Annotated in this window: 21 protein-coding genes and 3 tRNA genes; 14 read left to right on the forward strand and 10 right to left on the reverse strand. The window is 34.3% G+C overall.

Features of this window, described 5'->3' with window-relative positions; translation table 11 throughout:
* The first annotated feature begins 72 nt into the window (after positions 1-72).
* The 8 genes from BUR19_RS00135 to BUR19_RS00170 are packed head-to-tail and all read left to right on the forward strand — an operon-like array spanning position 73 to position 5,124.
* Entirely contained in the window at positions 73-690 is a 618-nt protein-coding gene (locus BUR19_RS00135; RefSeq protein ID WP_074232916.1) for a hypothetical protein, read from the forward strand.
* Between the two features lie 27 nt (positions 691-717).
* Positions 718-1,242 (forward strand): hypothetical protein, encoded by a 525-nt coding sequence (locus BUR19_RS00140; RefSeq protein ID WP_083600611.1) that lies wholly within the window; start codon positions 718-720, stop codon positions 1,240-1,242.
* A 5-nt stretch (positions 1,243-1,247) separates the two neighbouring features.
* Positions 1,248-1,538: a winged helix-turn-helix domain-containing protein gene (locus BUR19_RS00145; RefSeq protein ID WP_074232918.1), complete on the forward strand. Its 291-nt coding sequence runs from the start codon at positions 1,248-1,250 to the stop codon at positions 1,536-1,538.
* A gap of 59 nt (positions 1,539-1,597) precedes the next feature.
* Positions 1,598-2,434 carry a metallophosphoesterase gene (locus BUR19_RS00150; RefSeq protein WP_074232919.1) on the forward strand — a complete coding sequence of 279 codons (837 nt, stop codon included), beginning with the start codon at positions 1,598-1,600 and terminating at the stop codon, positions 2,432-2,434.
* Between the two features lie 18 nt (positions 2,435-2,452).
* Positions 2,453-2,749, forward strand: coding sequence for a hypothetical protein (locus BUR19_RS00155; protein WP_074232920.1), 297 nt, complete (start codon positions 2,453-2,455; stop codon positions 2,747-2,749).
* A gap of 5 nt (positions 2,750-2,754) precedes the next feature.
* Positions 2,755-3,240, forward strand: coding sequence for a Coq4 family protein (locus BUR19_RS00160; protein ID WP_074232921.1), 486 nt, complete (start codon positions 2,755-2,757; stop codon positions 3,238-3,240).
* Positions 3,241-3,269: 29 nt separating this feature from the next.
* The gene (locus BUR19_RS00165) at positions 3,270-4,664 is read left to right on the forward strand and encodes a DUF4153 domain-containing protein (RefSeq protein WP_074232922.1); all 1,395 of its coding nucleotides are present in this window, start codon (positions 3,270-3,272) and stop codon (positions 4,662-4,664) included.
* A complete protein-coding gene (locus BUR19_RS00170; RefSeq protein WP_074232923.1) occupies positions 4,627-5,124 on the forward strand; it encodes a hypothetical protein in 498 nt (165 codons plus the stop codon). The genes BUR19_RS00165 and BUR19_RS00170 overlap by 38 nt, the downstream gene beginning before the upstream one ends.
* A gap of 125 nt (positions 5,125-5,249) precedes the next feature.
* Here BUR19_RS00170 and aroQ read toward each other — a convergent pair whose 3' ends face one another.
* The 8 genes from aroQ to BUR19_RS00210 all read right to left on the reverse strand — a co-directional run bounded on the left by aroQ (position 5,250) and on the right by BUR19_RS00210 (position 9,311).
* Positions 5,250-5,657 carry a type II 3-dehydroquinate dehydratase gene (gene aroQ / locus BUR19_RS00175; RefSeq protein ID WP_074232924.1) on the reverse strand — a complete coding sequence of 136 codons (408 nt, stop codon included), beginning with the start codon at positions 5,655-5,657 and terminating at the stop codon, positions 5,250-5,252.
* Positions 5,658-5,741: 84 nt separating this feature from the next.
* Positions 5,742-6,344 (reverse strand): hypothetical protein, encoded by a 603-nt coding sequence (locus BUR19_RS00180; protein WP_074232925.1) that lies wholly within the window; start codon positions 6,342-6,344, stop codon positions 5,742-5,744.
* Positions 6,345-6,347: 3 nt separating this feature from the next.
* Positions 6,348-6,965, reverse strand: a complete 618-nt coding sequence (locus tag BUR19_RS00185; RefSeq protein ID WP_074232926.1) for a hypothetical protein — start codon at positions 6,963-6,965, stop codon at positions 6,348-6,350.
* A 142-nt stretch (positions 6,966-7,107) separates the two neighbouring features.
* Positions 7,108-7,179 (reverse strand) — tRNA-Glu (locus tag BUR19_RS00190).
* Positions 7,180-7,284: 105 nt separating this feature from the next.
* Positions 7,285-7,356, reverse strand: a tRNA-Glu gene (locus tag BUR19_RS00195).
* Positions 7,357-7,366: 10 nt separating this feature from the next.
* Positions 7,367-7,621: a 30S ribosomal protein S20 gene (gene rpsT / locus BUR19_RS00200; RefSeq protein ID WP_074232927.1), complete on the reverse strand. Its 255-nt coding sequence runs from the start codon at positions 7,619-7,621 to the stop codon at positions 7,367-7,369.
* 275 nt (positions 7,622-7,896) lie between these two features.
* Positions 7,897-7,968: transfer RNA gene (locus tag BUR19_RS00205), tRNA-Glu, on the reverse strand.
* Between the two features lie 59 nt (positions 7,969-8,027).
* Complete coding sequence (locus BUR19_RS00210) at positions 8,028-9,311, reverse strand: N-acetylmuramoyl-L-alanine amidase family protein (RefSeq protein ID WP_074232928.1); 1,284 nt, start codon at positions 9,309-9,311, stop codon at positions 8,028-8,030.
* Between the two features lie 42 nt (positions 9,312-9,353).
* Here BUR19_RS00210 and BUR19_RS00215 point away from each other — a divergent pair, with 42 nt between their 5' ends.
* From BUR19_RS00215 to BUR19_RS00225, 3 genes are all read left to right on the forward strand, one after another.
* Positions 9,354-11,981, forward strand: coding sequence for a putative LPS assembly protein LptD (locus BUR19_RS00215; protein WP_074232929.1), 2,628 nt, complete (start codon positions 9,354-9,356; stop codon positions 11,979-11,981).
* 132 nt (positions 11,982-12,113) lie between these two features.
* Positions 12,114-12,494, forward strand: a complete 381-nt coding sequence (locus BUR19_RS00220; protein WP_074232930.1) for a RidA family protein — start codon at positions 12,114-12,116, stop codon at positions 12,492-12,494.
* Complete coding sequence (locus BUR19_RS00225; RefSeq protein WP_074232931.1) at positions 12,495-12,959, forward strand: hypothetical protein; 465 nt, start codon at positions 12,495-12,497, stop codon at positions 12,957-12,959.
* A 102-nt stretch (positions 12,960-13,061) separates the two neighbouring features.
* On the opposite strand, the gene BUR19_RS18760 is transcribed toward BUR19_RS00225, so the two are convergent.
* Both BUR19_RS18760 and BUR19_RS00230 read right to left on the reverse strand, forming a co-directional pair.
* Complete coding sequence (locus BUR19_RS18760) at positions 13,062-13,316, reverse strand: hypothetical protein (protein ID WP_139297233.1); 255 nt, start codon at positions 13,314-13,316, stop codon at positions 13,062-13,064.
* Between the two features lie 296 nt (positions 13,317-13,612).
* Positions 13,613-13,999, reverse strand: a complete 387-nt coding sequence (locus BUR19_RS00230) for a hypothetical protein (protein ID WP_074232932.1) — start codon at positions 13,997-13,999, stop codon at positions 13,613-13,615.
* A 192-nt stretch (positions 14,000-14,191) separates the two neighbouring features.
* Between BUR19_RS00230 and BUR19_RS00235 the strand changes: the two genes are divergently transcribed.
* The 3 genes from BUR19_RS00235 to BUR19_RS19225 are packed head-to-tail and all read left to right on the forward strand — an operon-like array spanning position 14,192 to position 17,134.
* On the forward strand, positions 14,192-15,685 hold the full coding sequence (locus tag BUR19_RS00235; RefSeq protein WP_074232933.1) for a hypothetical protein: 1,494 nt from the start codon (positions 14,192-14,194) through the stop codon (positions 15,683-15,685).
* A 17-nt stretch (positions 15,686-15,702) separates the two neighbouring features.
* Positions 15,703-16,269: a DUF6705 family protein gene (locus tag BUR19_RS00240; protein ID WP_074232934.1), complete on the forward strand. Its 567-nt coding sequence runs from the start codon at positions 15,703-15,705 to the stop codon at positions 16,267-16,269.
* 37 nt (positions 16,270-16,306) lie between these two features.
* Complete coding sequence (locus BUR19_RS19225; protein WP_074232935.1) at positions 16,307-17,134, forward strand: M23 family metallopeptidase; 828 nt, start codon at positions 16,307-16,309, stop codon at positions 17,132-17,134.
* The last annotated feature ends 44 nt before the right edge of the window (positions 17,135-17,178 follow it).

Consider the following 17,178-nt stretch of genomic DNA (forward strand, 5'->3'; position numbering starts at 1 on the left):
ATTTCAAAAAACTTCAAAATTTATTTTGAAGTTTTAAAATAAATTATAACTTTGTAATTCAAAGTTCTTTTTATGGAATCAAAAAATTACCAAGATGAATTAGCGCATATCCGTCAGATGATGGAACGCAGTTCAAGATTTATTTCATTGAGCGGTTTGTCCGGTGTTGTCGCAGGAATTGTTGCGTTGCTGGGCTCTATTTATGTTTATTTTATTTTCCAGAGAGAGGGAATCGATTACTTTGACGGTGAAAGAAATATCTATACACCAGCTTTGGCTCAAGAACTATTCTTTGTTGCTTTGGTAATTTTAGTCTTGGCAATTTCCAGTGGTTATATTTTTACAGCCAGAAAGAGTAAAAAGAAAAATCTGAAAGTTTGGGATTCCATTACGAAAAAACTGTTGCTCAATTTTGCAATTCCATTAATTGCAGGTGGTTTTTTTTGCGTCGCACTTTGGTATCATCATTATTTTCCTTTAATTGCGCCGTCAATGCTTATCTTTTATGGATTAGCTTTGATTAATGCTGAAAGATACACATTAAGCGATGTCAAATATCTTGGGATTTGCGAAGTAGTTTTAGGAATTATAGCTTTATTTTGGCTGGGATGGGGATTGGTATTTTGGGCAATAGGATTTGGATTTTTACATATTTTTTATGGGATTTTGATGTATAGAAAATATGATTGATTCTATTTTATAATAAAAATTATGTGGATGTTTTTTTCTCTGATACTATTTTTATTATTAGGATTTATTACTCTTATATTATTATCTATTTATCATTTAACAAGGGAAAAAATATTTATAAAACTTTCTGTCGGAATTTGGATTGTGGTTGGCTCATTTGCTATTGTTGCAATTCTTTCTAATTTTTTATATAGCACAAAAATAGATAAGGAGGATTTTTATGGAACATACATTGTTGATAGAAAATTTTTTAAAGGAAGTAATGCTGACTGGCAATACAATCATTATAGATTCGAAATCACAAAAGATGATGATTTGAATCTATATATTACCAATGAAAGCAAAGTATTAAAGATTTATAAAAGAAAAATTCAATTTATAGAAGGAGGAGTAAGTCCACATTTGAAAATCATTAATGAAAATCCAAATTTCATTTTAGAAACAGAGCCAACACTATATAGAAACTCTCGGGATTTTTATTTAGTTTTTAAAACTAAACCTTATTCGAATATGTTTTTCAAAAAAGGAGAATGGCAGCCAATTAATAATTAGAAGAAATGTTAAACATTAATCAACTCAACAAAGAATTCGAAAGCCGTGTAAGATTGGGCATTATGTCCGTTCTTATGGTCAACGACTGGGTTGATTTTACTGAAATGAAAAATTTGCTGAATGCCACCGACGGAAACTTGGCAAGTCATAGTTCCGCTCTCGAAAAAGCTGAATATATAGAAATCAAAAAAGAATTTGTGGGTAAAAAACCGAGAACATCTTACCGTGTCACACAAAAAGGGAGAGATGCGTTCACAGAACATATTAATAATCTGGAAAAATTGTTGGGACGATAACTCTCAATTTTTTTTGAAAATTTACTTTGTGATTCAAAGAACTTTACAATTAATTAAAAATGAATCGTAGAAAATTTATAACCAAATCATTACTCGCAACAGCAGGATTATCATTATTCTATAGTTGGCAAATTGAACCGTTTATGTTGGAGTTTGTTCACCAAGATTTACCAATCAAAAATCTCCCATCTAATCTTCATAATAAAGTTCTGATGCAGATTTCAGATTTGCACGTCGGTAATCGTTTCGATTGGAATTTCTTGATTGACTCTTTTAAAAAAGCCAAAACTTACAAACCAGATTTTGTCGTTTACACCGGCGATTTTGTCTGTTGGGAAGATAATGCTGAACAATTTGAACAACTGAAAATCGTAATGAAAGAAGCCGTTCTTGGAACATTAGGAACAACGGCAATTCTAGGCAATCACGATTACGGTGCAGAATGGAGAGAAGAATATGTTGCAGATGAGGTTTCAAAAATATTAACTGACTCCAAGATTCAAGTTCTTCGGGATGAGAAAGTGAATTTATCGGGACTTAATATCTATGGTTTCGAAGAATTGTGGGGAACCAATTTTCATCCTGAGAAATTAACAAAAACCATTAATCCGGAAGAAGCTAATCTCGTCCTTTGCCACAATCCCGACGTTTGCGATTTGGATGTCTGGAACAATTATCAAGGTTGGATTCTCTCTGGACATACACACGGCGGACAGGCGAAACCGCCATTTCTTCCGCCATTAATTTTACCAGTTAAAAACAGAAAATATATCTCCGGAATCATCGATTTGGAAGATGGCAGAATGCTTTACATCAATCGTGCTTTGGGACATTCTTATCAGGTCAGATTCAATTGCAGACCGGAAATCACACTTTTCACTTTGAAATCTATTTAATATTAAAATCAACACATTATGGAAAATTTTAAAATTCTAAACCTTGGGAAATCCCTTTTCTGGCTCTCATTTATATTGGGGAACATTTGTCTTTTTGGTTACATTTTTTCTGGCGATGAAGGTTTTGCAATCGGAGGTTACTTGCTTTTGATTTTTGGAACTATTATTAATCTGCTCGCATTTTTCGGATTGATGATGTATGGATTAATGAACCCAAATTATAAAAGCGAATCCATCAAATCTGCTATGATTCTACTCATTAATATTCCTTTTGCTATTCTCTATTTCTTCATCGGAACCTCAATTTTAAAATAAAAATTATGAAAAAAATACGCATTCAATTTTTGCTGTTTGTTTACGACAATACGCAAAAGTTATATAGAAAATATTTTAAGAAAAAGAAAAGGCAATGGGCGTTTTCCCAACAGCAATTATTGTCTTTTGAAGAAGATACGCTTGGAAGAAAACTTGGCGAATTCTATAAAAAGTACGGTTTTACAATGATTCCAAAGATGGAAAATCACGATGTTCATCATTTGCTCACGGATTGTGGAACCAAGTTCGAAGAAGAAATTGCAATGCAGTTTTTGCTTTTAGGAAACGGCAAAATGAACGCTCATCTCCTTGCGGCAATATTTTTAGGAAGCCTCATTCTTCCAGAATATTTCAGGATTTATATGCAGGCTTACAGGAAAGGAAAACGTATGAGACCTTTTTATCATTGGGATTTTGAGGAATTACTTTTTCAGAATTTCGAAAATGTGAAAGATTTTATTAACCAAAGAGAAACAGTGGTTTTGTACTGATTTAATTCAAATAATAAAACATCATAATTATGAAAAAACATCATTTGATTTTCATCACAGTTTTGGCAGTTATCATTCTCTTTTACAAAGAATATATTGCGCTCAATCTAGGAATTTTCGGGATTTTTCTAAGTATCTTAACTTACATTCAAACTAAACCAGAATTCAAAAGACGAACTTTTCTAACTCTTTTTGTAACCTCCATTTTTTCATCATTAGCTTTTGCTTGGTTTGGCGATGCTATTTCGTTTGCTGCAGTTTTTGTGTCATTATTTTTATTGAGGTTCAAAGGAACTTATCCGAAACTAAAACCATTTCTATATATTGAAGTTCTATTGTTGAATCTCTTCACATTCTTGGGAAGAGTTTTCAACATAGAGCAATGGTACGAAAAGCCGAAAGAAGGCAAAAGCTTTGGGAAAAAACTTATCACTTTTATTTTGATTCCTGCATTTTTTGTGACCATTTTCTTTTTTATTTATGCTTTTGGAAGCGACCATTTTGCGAATCTGTTCAGAGATTCCGAACTAGAGTTTCAACCCTTGACTTTTATAGTTTTAGCAATTATCGGATTTTACATTGGTTTTATTTTCTGGAATTTCGGAGTGGAAAGATTCATCTTCAAACAAAACAGATTCTTGAATGACAATTTTTCTGGCTTAGTCAAAATTCAAAGACCCACATTTTCTTTCCTCGATATCGATTCCGAAAGAACGAGCGGATTGATTTCCTTTTCTGCGCTTAACGTTCTGCTTTTGATTTTCATTGCGACTTACAATTATGAACAGTTTTTCGAAGCTACAAAGTCTGCTGACGGATTGAGTGCTGAAACACACGAACGTGTTAATGCTGTGATAATGTCTATTATAATGGCAATTCTCGTGATTTTATTTTATTTCAAAAAAGGATTTAATTTCGATGACAAAGCAAAATCACTTAAGATTTCTGCAAAAGTATGGATAGTTCTTAATGCGGTTTTGGTAATCTCGGCTTCTCTTAAAAATTCAGAATATATCATCAATTATGGTTTGACTTACAAACGTTTGGGCGTTTATGCTTTTTTGGCGATGGCTTTGATAGGATTGATTTTCACATTCATCAAAATCCAGAAAAAGAAGACCAATGCTTTCCTTTTTAACAAAATGTTTTGGGCTTGTTATGGCTTGATTTTGGTTTGCAGTTACGTCAATTGGGGGTGGATTATCACGTCCAACAATATCAAAAGAAAGGATTTTGCGGAAAACTATCACTTGGTTTCCATCAATTATAACGAACAAATTTTGTTGGATTATGCCGAGAAAACCAAAAACTCCGAAATGAAAAATCAACTTAAGGAAAGAATAGAATCTTATCAAAAAGAAACATTTCTCTCAAAAATTTTATATTATGAAACAATTAATATCAAAAAACCTAAAAGTAAATAGTTTAAAATATTTGGCATTAATTCCACTGTTTTTGATTGCCTGTAAAAAAGAACCGGAAATCAAAGAACAAAAAGTAGATACTGTTACCACTATTGAAAAACCAGTTGATTCACTTTCGACCATTTTGAAAACGGAAAAAGAATCGAATCAAAATATCGTCACAGTCGACGCCTCAAAAATGCCAATCCGATTGAATCTCGAAATCAAAAACCCAGATGACCAACTGATTTTAAAATTAGAAAATCTCAATCAACCAAAAATCAAAGGTTATTTGAAAACCGAAAAACCAATGAATCTGAGATTCAATCAAATCAGAATGCCAGACAATACTTTTGACGGACCATTCGGACCAACCATTGAATATGACACCAAACAAAAAGGAGAATATTGGCTGATATTAGCTAAAAGCAATATGGCAGAAGGAACGCCGGTTGGTAAGTTTTTTGTCAAAATTGAATAAAATAAAAAAGAATCTCAATCGAGATTCTTTTTTCGTTTAATTGTCTCGCAGATTAAGCAAATTTTCCAGAATTTATATATAAGTTTATCTGCATGATCTATAAAATCTGCGAGATTTTATGATTTTTAAATCAAACTTTTAATTGCTAATTTGTAACCTTTCATTCCAAATCCGGAAATAACCGCATCGCAACTTTCCGCAGTCACAGATTTTTTTCGGAATTCCTCACGTTTGTAAATGTTGCTGATGTGAACTTCAACTTTAGGTTTATTGATATTTTTAAGACAATCTGATATGGCGTAAGAATAATGGGTAAAAGCACCAGGATTAATAATTACAGCTTCGAAATCATCTTCCTGTAAACGGTTAATCAATTCGCCTTCTATATTGGATTGATAATACGTAATTTCGGCAGAAGGGAATTCATTTTTTAATTCATTCAGATAATCTTCCATAGAAACAGAGCCGTAGATTTCCGGTTCACGTGTTCCAAGTAAGTTGAGATTAGGTCCGTTGATGATTAGGATTTTCATTGCTTTTCAATAATTAATGTAAAAGTAAAAAATCCCCAGAAATTTCTGAGGATTTTTTGAAATATAGTGTGTGATTTGGTGTAATTATTTATTCAAAAGATTGTTAAGACTTTGCTTTGCCTTATCAATTTCTTCATTCGCTGATTTCTTCGTTTCTTCAGCAGACTTTTTGAAATCTTCTTTGGTTTTATTGGCAGAAGCTTTTACATCAGCAACCGTTTTTTTAGTTTCATCTGTAATCTTCGTTTTTTCAGCATTTAGCTTATTTTTAACCTCCGTAGTTTTGTTTTCTACAGCATTGGTAACCGTTCCGCTGATGATGCTGTCAGAACCCTTCACCACATTTCCAATCGCTTCAGAAGCCGTTGCTCCTAATGCTTGGGTAGAAGTTGTCAGATAATTTTCGTACTCAGGTTTTACAGTTCCGCCTTTTGCAACATAAGTATTTTTACTTTCTACATATTTTTGCTGTGCTGCCTCTAATTCTTTTTTAGCCGCTTCTATTTTTACTGGGTCATTAGTTGCCAAAGCCGCTTCGTAGTTTTTCTGAGCGCTAGATAGTGCTAAAGCTGCATCTTCATAAGATTGGGTAAAATCTATCTTTGTTGTAGAATCATCATTTTTTTTACAACTGTTAGCTGTCATCACAATACCTGCTAGAGCCAGTGTTAAAAGTGTTTTTTTCATTTGTTAATTGTTCTTTATTTGTTGAATTAATTTTTGCAACTCTTGGTCTTCATCAGACAGAGAAATGTCTCCATTCAATCTTTTTATTTCTAATGTATTGATTTGCTTTGCCAAATTAAGGTAAGCCAGATATTTTTCTAAAATCAGGACTTTCTTTTCTGATGTTACATTACTTGCATTAGCGCTTTTTACAAAAGTTTGCAGATTGTCGTTACACAAAATGTATGCCTGAAATGCATTTGACAAAAAATAATCACTTACAAGCGAATTTGTTTCCAGATTACTATAGAGTTTTGGAATTTCCATCGGGGCATACTGAATAATTTCCGAAATATCAGCTCCTTTTTTGGCAGCGTTCAAATACATTCCTTGGGTTTTCATTTCACTATTTTCCAATGAAAGATTGGTTGCATCCAAAACTTTAACCAGATTTTTCTTTTGATTAATGTCTGACAAAATTGTATTAAGACTTAACGCAATAAAGAAACCTATAAATGTTGAAATTAAAGAAATGAAGAATTCGAAACTTCTGGTTTTTCTTGCCCTTAATTCATCAAATAGTTTTGAGTTGATAAGAAATAAAGTCAGTATGACTAAGCCGATAGCAATAATAATATACATATGTATTTTTTTGCCAAAGGTAAGAATCTCTATAATTAATCAAAATAAAAATAGACAAACGAGCAGATTGTATAGATAAAAAGGATTTGGATTAATTATCATAATAGAAAAAACCTTCAGAAATTTCTGAAGGTTTTTTAAGTAGCCCGTAGGGGAATCGAACCCCTCTTACCAGGATGAAAACCTGAGGTCCTAACCGATAGACGAACGGGCCTAGTTAATTTTTCTTTTTGTTTATCTGTACCATTCTAAATGAAAAACACAGACTTTAAATGTTTAAAAAAAATACCTCCAGAAAAATTAGGGAAGGTATTTTAAGTAGCCCGTAGGGGAATCGAACCCCTCTTACCAGGATGAAAACCTGAGGTCCTAACCGATAGACGAACGGGCCAAGCTTTATATTAAGCTAAACCGTTTACGTGTTTAGTTAATTTACTTTTTAAGTTAGAAGCTTTATTCTTATGAATAATATTCTTCTTTGCTAATTTATCCAATAAAGAGATAACTTTAGGTAACTGCTCAACTGCTGCTGCCTTGTTTTCTTCGTTTCTCAACGCTTTCAAAGCTGTTCTTGCAGTTTTGTGGTAGTATCTGTTACGAAGTCTTCTTACTTCGTTTTGTCTAATTCTCTTTAATGCTGATTTATGATTTGCCATATCGTTCAAATGTGGGTGCAAAGATAAAAACTATTTTTTAATTTGCAAACTTTTTTTAAAATTTAATTTTATTTTGCTTAGAAGTTATTGTGATTTAAAAACCGTTTTTGAATGATTAAGATTGGGTATCTTTCTCTTCTCCTCTAAGGCGGTGCAAAAGTATAGATATTTTTTAAAATTCAAAATATTTTTTTAGATGTTTTTTTAAAATCGTGATTTTCAGATAAAAAAAAATGAAAGCTATTCAAAATAACTTTCATTTTAATTTTCAAATGTAGCCTATAGGGGAATCGAACCGCTGTTGCAAGAAAGAAAATCTTGAGTCCTAACCACTAGACGAATAGGCCATTCCTTTTACGGTATGCAAAAGTAGAGAAACTCTCTACTTTTTGCAAATCGTTTTTATCTATTTCAATTTTTTCTCGATGACAGTATTGGAGATCCCTTTACTTTCCAAATCTTTCTGAGCTTTTACAGCATCTTCAAGAGTTCTGTACTTACCATTAGTATAATAGAAAATACCATTCTCTTTATTTCTTACAATATCTGGAAGAGCCCTTAATATATTAGATTTAGAATCTAACTTATCTTTTCCGGCATATACTTCTATAGTATAGTAACCCATTCCTAAAGCTTGATTTGGAACAAAACTGATGGCCATAGAATTTCTAAATCCGGCATCTCTGGCTGTCTTCAGATTGGTGTCTTTTACCGAAGCATAGTTTGTTGTTCCGTAATAATACTTGTAGAATTCACCTTCTTTAATAGGTAAAATGTATTTTAAACCTTTCAGAGCTGGGTCATCTTCTGTATATCTGGACGGCGTGCTCATCAATAATATTCTGAAGTCGTTTTTCAAAGGCTGTTCTACAGGTTTTTCAGGCTCCGGTTCTTTTACGTTTCTATCCACGAGTTTTTTATAACTTGTAATAGCATTGAAGATACTTTCTGCAATGGCTTGCTGTCCGTCTTCTGTGGAAATATAATGAGCGTCTTCATAATTGTTAACAAATCCGGTTTCTATAAGTATAGATGGCATCGCATTCATTCTTAAAACGTGTAAGTTTTCTTGTTTTACACCACGAGACATTCTTTTATCTTTTTTTACAAAATTCTCTTCAACCAAGCCACCAATGATAAGACTTGCCTCAAGATATTTGCTTTGCTGAATTTTAAGGGCAATTAAGGATTCCGGAGAACTTGGATTATAGGATGCGAAGTTTTCTCTATCTTTTTCATCTAAGAAAATCACATCATTTTCTGCTTTTGCAACATCCAGATTCGCTTTGTTTTGATTAGGACCTTGGACAAAGGTTTCTGTTCCTTGCGCTGTAGCACTTTTGCTCGGCGATGAGTTGACATGAACTGATATGAAAAGGTCAGCTTTGCTTCTGTTAGCAAGCGTTGTTCTGGTAGTTAAAGAAGGATATTCGTCTATTTTTCTGGTATAGATGACTTTGTAATCCTTATTTTTCTCTAACATTTTTCCCAATTTCAAAACGATTCCCAGAGTTACGTTTTTCTCTTGAACAGAACCAATGTCACTATATGTTCTGTTAGCGCCAATGTCGCTTCCACCGTGTCCAGCATCCAGAACAATGGTGAATTTTTTTTGTGAATAAATACTGCTAAAACCGATAAAAAATGTTAACAGAAAGAAAATTTTATTATAAAATTTGAAGCTGGTCATTTTAATCTTTAAAATTTAATTAATTTTGAACCCAATTTCAGAATGACTGCATTGGCTCGAAGTATTTTCAAAAGTATATTACTAATTTTAAATATCCTAATTTTTAACAATATTTTATCACAAACTGTGCCTAAAAATGTTGATGAAAAAAGCGGTATTCGTGACTCTATAAATATAACCAAAGATTCCTTAGGTGTAAAGAAAAAAGATACGATTCTTCCTAAAGAAGAGTTGGAAGGTATCGTAAAAATGAAGGCTGAAAAGCGAAATACTTCTTCCATTACCAACAAGCAAACCTCTCTTTATAAGAATGCTCAGATTATCTATCAGGATATGCAAATCGATGCAGATTACATCAGATTCGAATGGGAAACCGGGAAAATCTATGCAAGAGGAGAGCAGGATGAAAAAGGCAAGATTATAAAACCGGCCATTGCAACACAAGCGGGTAAAAAATATGAATACAACGAGGTAATTTACAATATCAAAACCAAACAAGCCATCGCTTTCAATGCCAGAACAGAAGAGAGTGAAGGTGTTATTGTGGCGCAAAAAACCAAGAAGTATAATGACTCTGTTTTTGTAATGAGCAGAGGAATGTACACAACGGATGAATATTTTCTGAAGAAAAAAGATTCTTTGCCGGATTATCATATGTCTGCCCGTATCATCAAACTTTTGAAAGGTAAAAACAGTTCACAGATTGTAACTGGCCCCATCCAAATGTACATAGAACAAGTTCCCACGCCTTTGATTATGCCGTTTGCTATTCTTCCTTTTTCAGATAAAAGATCCGCGGGTATTTTGATTCCAAGTTTTGGAGAAAGGCAGGACGTTGGTTTCTTCCTGAATGGTTTGGGATATTACCAACCTATTGGCGATCACTTTGATTTGAAAATTCTTTCAGATTTATACACCAAAGGAAGCTGGAATTTGAAGCCGGAACTTAATTATCTTAAAAAATACCGCTACTCTGGAAATTTCGCGGCGGATTACGGTTATACGGTTCGTGGAATCAAAGGTTTGGATGATTATTCTAAAACAAGAACTTTCAGAATCGCTTGGCGACATTCTCAGGATTCTAAAGCTAACCCATATTTCACATTCAACGCCAGTGTGGATGTTGTAAGCAGTAGTGCTTTTTATACTAATACAGTTAATAACAATTATATTTTCAATGGTAATGTTCTGAATACAACCCAGACTTCCAGAGTGAATGTTACTAAAAGATTTCTGAACCTTCCGATTACAATTAGTGCAAGTATGGCTTACAACCAGAACTTTGCTACGAAACTTACTGATTTGCGTTTGCCGGATATGACGATTGCAGTTAATCAGTTCTATCTTTTCAAACCAAAAACAGGTGTTAGAACCGGATTGCTGGAAAACATCAACGTGAATACAGGTTTTGCATTGAGTAATTATGTAACAACTACAGAAGATAAGCTTTTCAAACAGGAAATGTGGAAAGACCTGAAAACGGGCGCAAAAAACAATATCTCACTTTCTACAAACACAACATTAGCCAAATATTTTACATTTACTTTATCGGCTAATGCAGATAATGTTTTAACGACAAAGACTCTGGAAAAAAAATACAATCCATTGACCAACTTGGTGGAGGATAATTATAAAAGTAATGTTAGTGGTTATACCACATTCTCTACAAGTGCAAGTTTGCAGACGGTTTTGTATGGTCAGAAAAACTTTAACAAAAACTCTCCGATTGTTGCTATTCGTCATATGATAACGCCAAGTATGAGCTTTTCCTATTCTCCGGATTTTGGTGAGAGAAGCTGGGGTTATTATAAGAATTATTCTAATGCCAGAGGAGAAATGACGCCTTATTCTATCTTCGAAGGTGGGATTTATGGTGCACCCTCTTCCGGACTTCAGCAAACTATGGGTTTCAATGTCTCAAATAATTTGGAGATGAAAGTGAAGTCCAAAACAGACTCTACCGGAGTGAAAAAAGTGAAGATTTTTGAAAATCTTAATATTTCCGGAGGGTATAACTTTGCGGCAGAAAAATACAAATGGTCGGTTTTCAGTGTTAGTGCGCAGTCGTCATTCTTTAATAATAAATTGAATGTCAACTCCAGTATGACGATTGAACCTTATGAAATTGTATTTACCGAAGGAAGTGACGTTGGCGTAAGAACAGAAAATTTTGGACATTTCAGTTTACAAGGAATTAATGTTCAATTATCTTACCCGATGAGTGAAGCCATTTTTGGTAAGAAGGAAGAAGGCTCCAAAAAGTACAAAAAGAAAGGAGAAATACGGAACGAGAATTATTTCTTTGATGATGATAATTACTCCCACTATTCTCCAACCTGGACACTGAATGTGAATGCCAATTATGCTTACACAAGAGGTCTTTCCCGTTTAGGTACCAAAGTTGCATCGCTTGGTTTGGATGGTAGTATAAAGCTGACACCTTATTGGAATATCAACGGAAGTACAAACTATGATATAGAAAGGAAAGAGCTGGGGTACACAAGACTTGGGTTTTCCAGAGATCAGCGTAGTTTTACCATAACATTCAACTGGGTGCCTTTTGGGCAGTATAAAGTCTATGATTTCTTTATCGGAATCAAAGCCAATATCCTGAAAGATGCGGTGAAATATAAAGAAAGAAGTTTCACACAACCTAACAGTACTTTTTAAAAACGAAAAATAAAAACCGAAGTTAGAAGAGTAGCATTTGCAAATTATTTAATCATAATCAGGAAATCTTATCACCTCTGGCTTCCAACTTCCATCTAATTTATATAGTTTTGTAAAAATTTAACTCTCGAAATGAAAACAATCATTCATACATCAGACGCTCCGGCTGCTATCGGACCTTATTCGCAAGCAACTTTAGTCAACGGAACCTTGTATATCTCTGGTCAGATTCCTGTAGATCCGGAAACTGGAAAGTTGGTAGAAGGTATTGATAAGGAAACACATCAGGTGATGAAAAACCTGAAAGCTATTTTAACAGCCGCTGATATGAATTTTGATAATGCTGTAAAAGCTTCTATCTTCCTTAAAAATATGGATGATTTTGCAGTAGTGAATGAGATCTATGCTTCCTATTTTAATAACGATCAATTTCCGGCGAGAGAAACCGTGCAGGTGTCTTGCCTTCCCAAAAATGTGGATGTAGAAATCTCTATGATTGCTTACAAGGACTAGATGAACTTTCTTAGGAATACATTAGGTGTTTTGGCTGGTCTTACGGTAGCCGCTCTCATTATCACACTTGGGGTAAAGATAGACTCCTCGTGGATCACCTATAAGCAGTTTGCACCTTTTAGTCATTGGGAATTGCTCTTGCAGTCTGTCCAAGGCAAAGATTCTTTCTATATAGCACTGTTGTTTTTTGGTGGATTGGGCGTGACCTTCGGTGGAGTAGTAACCGCAATGATTGTGAAATATGCCAAAGTAGCTTATGCCATTTTGATAGGTTTTATCATGCTATTCATTGCGATGTTGGATATTATCATATATCCTTACCATCCTGTCTTCTACAAGATATCCATCTTCCTGATTTTCTTCCCATTCTCGTGGATCGGCGGGAAAATAACAGAAGTCATCTCCAACAGACGGAAAAAAAGAGCCAAACAATTACAACTGAAAAATCAAAAACCACAAGCTTAAGTTTGTGGTTTTTTGTTTTAACTAATTTGCAGCTTGTTATTTAGACTGGTGTTAAAGCAACATAGCTGTTCATAATAATATCAACAAAATAAAGAAGCAGAGCTACAAACTATTAATAGAAATAGTTTTCTTACAATTGGCTAAAGTTCCGTAGGAGCGACCTGTTAAAAAAGTAGGAGAACCAAAAGAATTCATTGGTAAGCCTTTATCAATTATAGGATAGGTTAATAAAAAGATAACCAATCCTATAAATAGTGGAACCGATCCTGTGAAAATAGTAGGTTCGCTTAGCAAAATAATAGGCTCTCTTGCTAAATACTTAGCCGGGCCTACAAGAGTTATAAGCACGTCTTTCAAATTGGTACGCTAGCCTACTAAATCCATAGGCTCGCTTACTGAAATGATAGGCTTGCCTATAATATTCATAGGCGAACAGCTTTAAGTTGATTCCTAACCTGAAAGTTTCTCCAATATATATTCTAAGATGCTAATGTAAAGTAAATGCCATAAAAAATCCGCCTTGAAAATTCAAAGCGGGCTTATGGGATTAATAATAAAACTATTCAGATGGTGGTGCGTCGGCTGTTTTACTTTTATTAGTAAATCGGCTATTCCAGCTATCCACATCGCGCATCGCAAGATCCAGCGCAGCATCATTTTCTCGGGAGAGTTGCAGGTTTTTTGTAACGGTCTGTAAGCGCCATTATATCTGCAGAAGCCCCTAGCTGAATCTCCTCAAAAGTTTCAAGATTCTGCAGAATAGCTATTCTGCCCCCTTCCAGATTGCCGTAATAATCCAGCAGTGCAGCGAGTTCTTCGGGACTGTCGCTTCTGCCCAGAGCGTCAGGAAATTGTGTGGCAATACGAGAGATTAGTCGTGCGTAGCCTTCTCTGCCCTCTGCCATTGTTCGCATGCCAGGTTTCTCGTCATCCGTAAGATTGATTTTGTAAGGATTAATTGGTGTAAGGGAACTAGTAATGGTTGCGGTGTAGGTATCCGTAACGGCTTTTGCCGGGATACTAAGAATAAATTTTCTCATCTTTTGTGTTGTTTTTAATTAAAAATTGAATTTCATTAATGAGATAAAATTAAAATAAATATTGATATATCGGCAAATAATATCTGGTAAAATTAAAAATTCATTAAATTTTTATCAAAATGCGTTTTTCCGTACTTTTTTATTGTGAGAATTTTTTACATTAGTAATGTAATAAAAAAATAAAAAACACTTATGAGAAAAAACTATTTAATGTGGTTTGTAATTCTTACATTCCTCATCATTGGTTGTAGAAATGACAATTTCAACGCTAACGAAACCAGCAACAATCAACAAGCTTTAAAATTCCGGGTTGTGCCAAAATCCAGTATCCCCGGGGTTATCAATGAACTGCAGGCGAAGACAGCCAACTTCATTGTTAGCCTGAAAGCATCATCTGCCAGTGGAAAATCAGAGACCATCTTTGGGGAGGTCAAGACAGATTTCGTCGTTGAGACTACTAACAATGGAAGTATCTATTATAATTTCCCGGTGGTGCCTGCAGACAGTACACCGGATATTTATAATTTGGAAGTCAAAGTTTCTGATGGGACTTATACCTCGAAAATTGTAAGATATTCTCCATCGGAAGACTGGCTTACAAATGATCCTAACGATTTTTTGTTCTTTTCGGGAAACATCAGCACCTATACTTTGGACGGAACCCAACAAACCAACATGTCTATGGTAAATGGCAGTGGTGGGTGCTCAGGTAATCCTGGTGGCGGTGGCGGCCCTAGCGGCCCAGGCGGTACAAACGGTCCTGGTGATACTGGTGGAGGTGGCGGTGGGAACTGGCCGAATACTGGGGATACCGGTGGGCCAACTGGTGGTACCGGCGGAAATGGCTGCGGAGTCTATCAGCTTTCCCATTATACATACTCTCAGAATCCTGTTACGGGAGAGCGATACATCACCGGTGAGGTATGGATCAACCTATGTGGTGAGACACAGCATGTTTTTTATGGTGGATCCAACAAGGGTAACTGCAATGGTGTGGGATCTGGTACGGTGAGTATTCCTTTGTTGAATGATCCATGTACGAAGATAAAAGCAAAATTTGCTGATACAAAATTTAAAGCAAAATATGATAATATAAACAAGCCAGATGTCTTTGGTTTAGATCACGAGAAAGGTACTTTTGAAAGATATCCACCAAAAAATAGTGGTTTGCAGCCTTCATTTGTAGATATTGAAAATAAGATAGGCACTACCGATATGAGTTTACCTGACGATAAAAGTGGCGTTTCGGGATTGATGCATTCTCATCAAGATGAAGATGCTAATGGAAATCATCCGATAAAAATCTTTTCACCAACAGATGTAAGGACTTTTATTAATATTCTCATGCCGCAAGCAAGTAGTTACACGGGAAGCTACATGAATGCGTACTCGATAGTTACAACTTCTGGCGGAAATTATATGCTGCAATATACTAAAGCTACTTGGCCGGGTTCTATTAATTATGAAACAAAAGAAAAATGGCAGACCTGGTATAAAGATGAATATCGAAAATTAATTAATGACGAAAAATTAACTCAAGCTAATGTTGAGAAAATATTCACACAATTTATAAAAGAAGTTACAAAAATTGATGGGCTGGAAGTATATAAAGTGACCGAAACATCTTCTGCGAAATTAGAATACAATGGCGCTGACCAGCCTGTAAAATCAACTCCTTGCCCATAAAATTAAATTATATAATTATGAAAAAAATAATCTTATTAATTATAGTCAACATATTTCTGTCCTGTAACGCACAGGAATATCCATTAAGAACTTACGGAATAGAATTTCCAAAGGATTCTTATTTGAAAGACACCACCAATGAACTTTCACAATATGAAGGCGTATGGAAAGCAACTTGGAGCAATAAAACTATTTTTATTACTCTAAAAAAAATTAAATACTATAAAGATTTTCTAGACTCTCGTGCCTATTATGCCGATATTTTAATAGGAAAGTTTAAAGTGTCGGATAATAATGGAAATATTTTATTTGATAATACCAATATAATCGATGATAAAGCAAAAATAAAAGGCACTAATTTTGGGAAATCAGATAATAAATATTCACTATTTTATATAGATAGAGATTTATGTGGTATAACAGGAGATATTATTATCAACTTTATAGATTCTGCAAAAACAAAGCTGCAATGGATTTATTCCAAAGATACCAACTGGATAGATACAGATTGTTTCTATTATGATAAGCCTGCCTCTGAAAGACCAGATCCGTTGCCTTATAATATAATTTTCACTAAGCAATAATTAAAAAGCCTCAGAAATGGGGGCTTTATTTTGAAGAATGAGAAAATTAATTTGGGCGATAATTATTTTAAAAAATAGTTTTCTATTTTCGCAAGCACCTAATCTTAAAATTTATTACCAGAAGAAGAATGATACCATTACACTTTTGATGGATAATCAAGATTCTCTTCCATATTCAATTGAGTTTTTTGGACAACCAAAGGTTGAGAATATGAGGTCGATAGGCGAGCATTTCAAAAATCGGTATGTGATTGAAGAGAATACATCCAAATTAAGGTTAGCTCAATTTGTTCCTCTAGATATCCATAAGCCTTCCAGCTTTAAAAAAATACCTGAATTCAAGTTGACGCCAGGCAATAATTGGAAAGATGCTGATGAAGATTATATTTATGATCTACCTTATGCTAAAGGAAGAATGTTTGCAGTAGTGCAGGGATATAATGGGGGATATTCTCATAAAAATCAAAATGCCCTTGATTTTGAAATGCCGGAAGGAACTGAAGTTCTGGCAGCGAGAGAAGGTGTTGTAATTTTGCTTAAGCAAGATAGTAATACAGGATGTGACAATGAAGCTTGTGCTAAAGATGCTAATTTTATAATTATCTTACATTCTGATGGAACAATGGCCTCTTATGTACACTTGCAATTTAATAGTTTAAATGTAAAAAAGGGTGATAAAGTAAAAAAAGGACAAGTGATAGCCTTAAGTGGTAATACCGGATGGAGCACGGGTCCACATTTACATTTTAATTGCTCTGTGCTTAACCCCCAAAAATATAGAAGTCTTAGAACATTGTTTCGTATTAATGATGGGCATAAAGCAGAATATCTAATACAAGGGGTTAATTATAGAAAAAATTATTAATTAATAAGAGAAAACCACAAGCCTAGACTTGCGGTTTTTCGGTG

The organism is Epilithonimonas zeae (genome assembly GCF_900141765.1).
Lineage (GTDB): Bacteria > Bacteroidota > Bacteroidia > Flavobacteriales > Weeksellaceae > Epilithonimonas > Epilithonimonas zeae.